Genomic DNA, 5,095 nt, shown 5'->3' on the forward strand with positions numbered 1-5,095 from the left:
CGCCGCCGCCGCGGCGGGGTCGCCGAGCCTCGATGACCATCGCCATCGCGGCGGCCATGCCGCGCTGCGCGCCGCGCGCGACGGCAGTCTGACGCCGGCGGCGATGGTGGAGGCGGTGGAGCGCGCCGGATTGCGCGGGCTCGGCGGTGCGGGCTTCCCGGCGGCGCGGAAGTGGCGCTTCGCGTTGTCGCATCCTGCGCCGCGCCATCTCGTCGTGAATGCGGACGAGGGCGAGCCCGGGACCTTCAAGGACCGCTTCTGCCTGGAGACCGATCCGCACCGTGTGCTCGAGGGCATGCTGCTCGCCGCCCATGCGATCGGCGCGGAGGCCTGCTGGATCTACCTGCGCGACGAGTATCCGGACATCCGCCGCACCGTCCTTCACGCGCTGGACGAGTTGCGCGTGGCCGGGCTGCTGGGCCTGCCGGTCCATCTGCGCCGCGGTGCCGGCGCCTATATCTGCGGCGAGGAGACCGCGCTGCTGGAAAGCCTCGAAGGTCACCGGGGCTATCCGCGGCACAAGCCGCCCTTCCCGGGGGAGCACGGCCTCTTCGGCCGGCCCACCGTGGTCCACAACGTCGAGACGCTCTGGTGGCTGCCCGATATCCTGGCGACGCCGGACGGCGCCGAGCGCTACGCCGCCGCCGGCCGGCGCGGCGCGCAGGGCGAGCGGCTGTTCTCGGTCTCCGGCCGCGTGCGGCGGCCCGGCGTCAAGCGCGCACCGGCCGGCGTCACCGCGCGCGAGCTGATCGAGGAATTCTCGGGCGGCATGTCGGAGGGCCATCGCTTCGTCGGCTACCTGCCCGGCGGCGCCTCCGGCGGGATCCTGCCCGCCGATCTCGCCGACCTTCCGCTCGACGTGGGCGCACTGGACTCGCAGGGCTGCTTCGTCGGCTCCGGCGCTGTCGTGGTCCTGTCGGACCGGGACGAGCTGGCGGAGGTCGCGCGCAACCTCCTGCGCTTCTTCCGCGACGAGAGCTGCGGGCAGTGCACGCCGTGTCGCGTCGGCACGGCCAAGGCGGCGCGACTGCTGGACGCGCCGGAATGGGACCGCGCGCTGCTCGGCGAACTCGCGCAGGCGATGGCGGACGGCTCGATCTGCGGCCTCGGCCAGGCCGCGATGAACCCGCTGCGCAGCCTGCTGCGCTTCTTCCCGGAGCAGGTGCCGTGACAGTGCGCGATCGTCGGAGGGCGGAGGTCCCGGAAGGGCCGAGCACCGCAGGCGTGAATCGCGCGCCCGATGCGCGCATCCGCTTCACGCTGGACGGCCGGGAGGTCGAGGCCGCGCCGGGCGAGACGATCTGGACCGTGGCGCGGCGCGCCGGCGTCGAGATCCCGCATCTCTGCCACCTGCCGCGGCCGGGCTATCGCCCGGACGGCAACTGCCGCGCCTGCATGGTGGAGGTGGAGGGAGAGCGCGTGCTCGCGGCGTCCTGCCGGCGCACCCCGGCGCCGGGGATGGTGGTGCGCAGCGCGACCGAGCGCGCCCGCCATGCCCGCCGCATGGTGTTCGAGCTGCTGCTGGCCGACATGCCGGACGGCGCCGCGCGCGACGGCGCGGGCGTCTTTGCGCGCTGGGCGGGCGAACTGGGCATCTCCGCGTCGCGCTTCGCGCCCGAGCCGGAGCGGCCAGCGCCCGATCTCTCGCACCCGGCGATGGCGGTGCAGCTCGACGCCTGCATCGCCTGCGGCCTGTGCGAGCGCGCCTGCCGCGAGGTGCAGCACAACGATGTCATCGGCTTCGCGCGTCGCGGCATGGAGACGACCGTCAGCTTCGACCTGCTCGACCCGATGGGCGCATCCTCCTGCGTGGCGTGCGGAGAATGCGTGCAGGCCTGCCCGACCGGGGCGCTGTTGCCGAAAAGCGTGCTGGACGCGGCGGGCCGTCGGGCCGCGCCGCCGGTGAAGGAGGTCGCGAGCGTCTGCCCCTATTGCGGCGTCGGCTGCCAGGTGGGCTTCCGCGTGCGCGACGGCCGGATCGAGGAGGTGGTGGGCCGCGACGGCCCGGCGAACCAGGGCCGGCTCTGTGTGAAGGGACGCTTCGGCTTCGACTACCTCGTGCATCCGGACCGGCTGACGAAGCCGCTGATCCGCCTGGACGGGGCGCCGAAGGATCCTGCCGATTGCCTCGACCCTGCGCGCGCGCGGCGCCACTTCCGCGAGGCGAGCTGGGAGGAGGCGCTGGAGCATGCCGCGCAAGCGCTGGTCCGCATCCGCGACGGCGCGGGCCCCTCGGCGCTGGCCGGCTTTGGCAGCGCGAAGGGCTCGAACGAGGAAGCCTACCTGTTCCAGAAGCTGGTGCGCGCCGGCTTCGGCACCAACAACGTGGACCACTGCACCCGCCTCTGCCACGCGGCGAGCGTCGCCGCGCTGCTCGAGGACGTCGGCAGCGCCGCCGTCACCGCGCCCTTCACCGCCGCAGCGGAGGCCGACCTGCTGCTGGTGATCGGGGCGCGGCCCACCGAGAACCATCCGGTCGCCGCCACCTTCCTCAAGGACGCCACGGCGCGCGGCGCGAAGCTGATCGTCATGGACCCGCGCGGCACCGGCCTCGATCGCTTCGCGACCGAGGTGGTGCGCTTCGCGCCCGGCCAGGATGTCGCGCTGCTGAATGCCATCCTGCACGTGATCGTGGAGGAGGAGCTCTACGACGCCGCCTTCGTCGCGGCGCGCGTCGATGGCTTCGCGGAGCTGCGCGCGCATCTCGCCGCCTATGCGCCGGAGGCGATGGAGCGTCTCTGCGGCGTGCCGGCGGATCAGGTGCGACGCGTCGCGCGGCTCTATGCGGGCGCGCGCGCCGCGCTGACGCTCTGGGGCATGGGCATCAGCCAGTCCGTGCACGGCACGGACAACGCCCGGGCGCTGATCGCGCTGGCGCTGCTGTGCGGCCATGTGGGGCGGGAGGGTGCCGGGCTGCATCCGCTGCGCGGCCAGAACAACGTCCAGGGCGCTTCCGATGCCGGGCTGATCCCGATGATGCTGCCGGACTACCACCGCACCTCGGACCCCGCCGCCCGCGCCTTCATGGAGGAGCTGTGGGGCACGCGCCTGGACCCGACGCCCGGGCTGACGGTGGTGGAGATCCTGCAGGCCGCCGAGCGCGGCGAGATCCGCGGCATGTACGTGATGGGCGAGAATCCCGCCATGTCCGACCCGGACGTGGCGCATGCGCGCGCCGCGCTCGCGCGTCTCGACCACCTCGTCGTGCAGGACCTGTTCCTGACCGAGACGGCGGTGCTGGCCGATGTCGTCCTGCCTGGCTCCGCCTGGCCGGAGAAGGACGGCACCGTCACCAACACGAACCGGCAGGTGCAGATGGGCCGGGCCGCGGTGCCGCTGCCCGGCGAGGCGCGACAGGACCTGCGGATCATCGTGGATCTCGCGCGGCGCCTTGGGCTCGACTGGCGCCATGCCCATCCGCGCGATGTGTTCGCCGAGATGGCGCGGGCGATGCCGTCGCTGGCCAACATCACCTGGGAGCGGCTCGAGCGCGAGGGCAGCGTGACCTATCCGTGCCTCGCCCCCGATGCGCCCGGCGAGTCGATCGTCTTCCGCGACGCCTTCCCGACGCCGTCGGGTCGCGCGCGGCTGGTGCCGGCGGGCCTGTCGGACCCCGGCGAGATGCCGGATGCCGAGTATCCCTTCGTGCTGACAACCGGCCGCGAGCTGGAGCATTGGCACACCGGCGCCATGACGCGCCGGGCGCGCGTGCTGGATGCGCTGGAACCCGCGCCGACCGTGTCGCTCGCGCCGGCGGAGCTCCGCCGCCTCGGCGTCGCCGGCGGCCAGCGTCTGCGGGTGTCGACGCGGCGCGGCGTGGTGGAGCTGCTGGCGCGCGCCGATCCGGGCCTGCCGGAGGGCGTGGCCTTCATCCCCTTCGCCTATCGCGAGGCGGCGGCGAACCTCCTGACCGATCCGCACCTCGACCCGGACGGACGCATCCCCGGCTTCAAGTACTGCGCGGCGAAGCTGGAGCCCGCGTGACGGGAGCGGGTCGCGCCGCCTGCCGCCTGGTGTCAGGGCGGCAGGCGCGGCGCGGCGACGTCAGCCCGCGATGGCGTAGGCCGGGCGACGCGGATCGGCGCCGGCATGGATCAGGCCGGATGCCGGATCCGTCAGCACCACCTCGACGCTCCCCGCGAGCCAGGTGCTGTCGGGCCAGGACTTCACCTCGTGCCCGCGCGCCGCGAGGTCGTCGCGCACCGCCGCCGGAATGCGCGATTCCGCGGCGAGGCGGCCCGGGAAGTATTCGTAGGGCGCGAAGGAGGACGGGAAGGAGTAGCTCGCGACGCGCGGCGCCTCGATCGCTTCCTGCACCTCCATCCCGAAATGCAGGATGTTCAGCATAACCTGCAGCATAGCCTGGATCTGCACGTCGCCGCCCGGCGTGCCGAAGGGCATCACGCCGCCCTCGCGCGTCACCACCAGCGCGGGATTGGGCGTCAACCGCGGCCGCTTGCCCGGCGCGACACCGGCCGGATGCGCGGGATCCGGGCGGTTCTGCGTGCCGCGGCCCGAGACGACGAGCCCGGTGCCCGGCACCACCGGCACGTTCCACGACCCGTCGGAGGGCGTGGCGCTGAACGCATTGCCCCAGCGATCCACCACCGCGACGTAGGAGGTGTCCGCCTCCACCTTCGGCAGCGCTGCGGCGGCCGGCGGCGGCAATCGCGTGCCCCGGCCCAGGATCGGCTCCGGCATCGCCGGATGCGCGCGTGCGCGATCCACCGCCGCCGCGCGCGCGGCGACATGCGCATCGGACAGCAATTCGTCGAGCGGCACATGGCCGAAGGCCGGGTCGGTGAAGTGGTACTCGCGGTCCGCCAGGGCGCCCTTCAGCGCCTCCGTCAGTAGGTGCAGGTAGTCGGCCGAGTTGTGCGCAAGGCCGTCGAGGCCGAGCCGCTCCGCGATCAGGAGCGCCTCGAGCAGCGCAGGGCCCTGGCACCAAGGGCCGCAGACCGTCACTTCGTGCCCGCGCCAGCGCCGTGACACGACCGGCTCGATGCGCGATCGGAATCCCTCCATGTCGGACATCGCGAGGAAGCCGCCCTCGGCGGCGACGAAGCGCGTGATCTCGCGCGCGAGATCGCCGCGG

The 5,095-nt window shown here is 73.7% G+C and carries 3 protein-coding genes; 2 read left to right on the forward strand and 1 reads right to left on the reverse strand.

Annotation, left to right across the window (positions count from 1 at the left end; all coding sequences use genetic code 11):
- Both L2I40_RS18805 and fdhF read left to right on the forward strand, forming a co-directional pair.
- Positions 1-1,171, forward strand: a 1,171-nt coding sequence (locus L2I40_RS18805; RefSeq protein WP_237216718.1) for a complex I 51 kDa subunit family protein, incomplete at its 5' end; no start/stop codon positions are given.
- A 53-nt stretch (positions 1,172-1,224) separates the two neighbouring features.
- Positions 1,225-3,984 (forward strand): formate dehydrogenase subunit alpha, encoded by a 2,760-nt coding sequence (gene fdhF / locus L2I40_RS18810; RefSeq protein WP_237216719.1) that lies wholly within the window; start codon positions 1,225-1,227, stop codon positions 3,982-3,984.
- A 60-nt stretch (positions 3,985-4,044) separates the two neighbouring features.
- Here fdhF and L2I40_RS18815 read toward each other — a convergent pair.
- Positions 4,045-5,095 (reverse strand): gamma-glutamyltransferase (locus tag L2I40_RS18815; protein WP_237216720.1); only part of this gene is annotated, 1,051 nt, incomplete at its 5' end.

It is taken from the genome of Falsiroseomonas oryziterrae (genome assembly GCF_021864505.1).
GTDB classification, from domain to species: domain Bacteria; phylum Pseudomonadota; class Alphaproteobacteria; order Acetobacterales; family Acetobacteraceae; genus Falsiroseomonas; species Falsiroseomonas oryziterrae.